The organism is Streptomyces amritsarensis, assembly GCF_001953875.1.
Taxonomy (GTDB): Bacteria; Actinomycetota; Actinomycetes; order Streptomycetales; family Streptomycetaceae; genus Streptomyces; species Streptomyces amritsarensis.
This window is the reverse complement of sequence record NZ_MQUR01000194.1, coordinates 1-2,422: the sequence shown is the minus strand read 5'-3', so window position 1 is coordinate 2,422 and position 2,422 is coordinate 1. Positions and strand designations below refer to the sequence as shown.

The following is a 2,422-nucleotide window of genomic DNA, read 5'->3' as shown; positions in this document are numbered from 1 at the left end:
GGGGTGGGGGTGGGGGTGGGCGGGGGTGTGGTGGTGAGGTGCAGGTCGGCGTCGAGGCCGAGGGCGGCGGCCAGGCCGGTGCCGTCGGGGGCGGTCACGGCGGCCGGGGCGCCGGTGTAGAGCATCTGGGACTCCGACCAGGCGGGTGTCCGGCCGGGGAGGGTGACGGCGGCCGTGCCGGTGGCGGCGCGGCCGGCGAGGAGGTGTCCGGCGGTGCCGACGGCGCCGTAGCCGCCTTCGCCGCCGGCTTCGGCGGGCGGGGAGAGGACGGGCGCGGCCGCGGTGGCGGTGGCCTGGGTGGTGGTGACGGTGCCGGTGGTGGGGCGGCGGAAGGAGAGGCGGACGCCGTCGTCCTGCGGTGTCGCGGAGAGCACGCCGGTGGTCGCGGGCAGGCCGGTGGGGAAGGGGCCGGCGAGGGGGGCGCCGGGGGCGGGTTGGGTCCAGGCCAGGACGGTGCGGTCGGTGGCCGCGTAGACGTGGCGGCGTCCGGCGCTGTCGGTGGCGGTGACCGGGTCGCCCTGCAGGCCGGTGCCGCCCAGGGTCTGCCACGGGCCGAAGGCGGTGTCGGGGGCCGGCTGGGTGCGGGCGCGCAGGGTGCGTCGGGAGTCGCGCATGTAGACGGTGATGCGGCCGGTGGCGTCCACGGCGGCGGTCGGTGCGCCGAGGGCGGTGGTGGCGGAGACATCGCCGGTGGCGGAGGCATCGCCGGTGTGGCCGGTGTGGCCGGTGGCGGAGGTGTCGCCGGTGGCGGGGGTGTCGCCGGTGGCGGGGGTGTCGCCGGTGTGGCCGGTGTCGGGGGTGCCCAGGTTCTGCCAGGGGCCGAAGGCGGCGCCCGGGGCGCTTTGGAGGGCTAGGACGGCTTCGCGCCGGTAGTCCTTCGGGGTGGCGCCCAGGGTGGTGCGGGTGGCGAGGACGGCGATGCGGCCGTCGGGGAGGCGGGCGGTGGACGCGCCGGCGTCGATGGAGGTGCCGGGGGCGGTGGCGGGCAGGAAGCGGGGGCCCTGCCAGGCGGCGGTGGGGCCGGGGCGGGTCCAGTAGGCCATCTGGCCGTCGAGGGCGGCGAAGGCGTAGAGCCGGCCGGGGGCGCCCTGGGTCATCCAGGTGGTGCTCTCGCCGCGGCTGTAGCGGATGGCCTGGTTCCATCCGGCGCCGGTGGGCCGGGTCGCGGTCTTGCGGTCGCCGCAGCCGGCGGGGCTGCCGCACCAGTCCTGGTGGTCGCTCCAGGCGTAGGTCTTGAGGTAGCCGAGTTTCTCCTCGGCGGCCTTCGCGTCGAGGGTGGGGGGCAGGGAGCTGTTGGGGTAGCTCACGTAGTTCTGGACCGAGAAGTGCGGGCGGCCGGTGGAGGCGGCGTAGCGTTCGGTGGCCGCCTGGACGAAGCGGGCCCCGTACATGTGGTCCTGGTGGTCGTGGAAGGCGCCGGCGGGGCGGGTGCGGCCGGGGGTGGGGTCCTGGGTGCGGATGGTGGTGGGCTTGTAGAGCGCGAAGACGTTCGCGATGGCCTGGACGGCCTGCTCCTTGGTGTAGGAGAAGGGGGTGGTGACGGGTGTGCCGGAGGCGAGCTGGGAGCCGAGGGCGGGGACCTTGCCGTCCCACAGGCCGCGCAGGCTGTCGGGGTTGTCGCCGGAGATGCTGCGGGCTTCGCGCATCTGCATCCACACCAGGTTGACCTCGGGGCGGGCGAGGAGGATGTCGACCTCGGCGCTGCCGCCGCCGGTGGTGGGTACGGAGGTGCGCTGCCAGGCGCTGGTGCGCCGGCCGGTGGCCATCTCGGCGTAGGCGGCGCGTATGCCGTTCTGGCGGGCTTCGGCGTAGGCGGCGTGGTCGGCGGGGCGGGCGGGGTCTTGCAGGTGGGGGCTGTGGGCTTCGTTGCGGCCGTCGGACTCGCCGGCGGTGAGGTAGACGGTGGTGACCTTGACGCCGGTGGATATGGAGCGGCTCAGGTCGGGGTTCATGAAGAAGAGGTCGTCGTCGGGGTGCGCGACGACCTGGAGGACCGTGCCCTGGGTCACGCTGGGGCGCAGGGGGGTCTGGGGGGCGTGGGGGGCGGCGGGCCGGGGGGCGCTGGTGTATCCGTAGGCCCAGGTGGTGATCCCGGCGGCGCCGGCGGTGAGTGCGGCGAGCAGGGCCGCGGTGCGGGTGCGGCTGGCCAGGGACATCTGCGGGCGCCTTGGGGTCGGTCCGGTGCGGGTGTGCGCCGAAGGGCGGGAGTCGGTGCCCCGATGGCTCCAGCACTTCCGGAGACGACCGGGGCCGATTATGCCCCGCGTGTTTTCTGCTGACACACCCTCAAGAGGCATATGGAAACAAACCAGTTGAATGCCAGATATGGGCAGCTTGTCCCTATTTGGCACTGGTTGGGGCGGGGGTGGGGTGGTGTGCGTCACTCCGGGGGTGCGCCGGGCGGGCGGGGCGCGGGCGGGGG

The 2,422-nt window shown here is 75.4% G+C and carries 1 protein-coding gene; it reads right to left on the bottom strand.

Translation table 11 applies throughout. From position 1 onward, the window contains the following. Positions 1–2,156 (bottom strand): PIG-L family deacetylase (locus AVW11_RS39060; RefSeq protein ID WP_076047073.1); only part of this gene is annotated, 2,156 nt, incomplete at its 3' end. Positions 2,157–2,422: the final 266 nt, after the last annotated feature.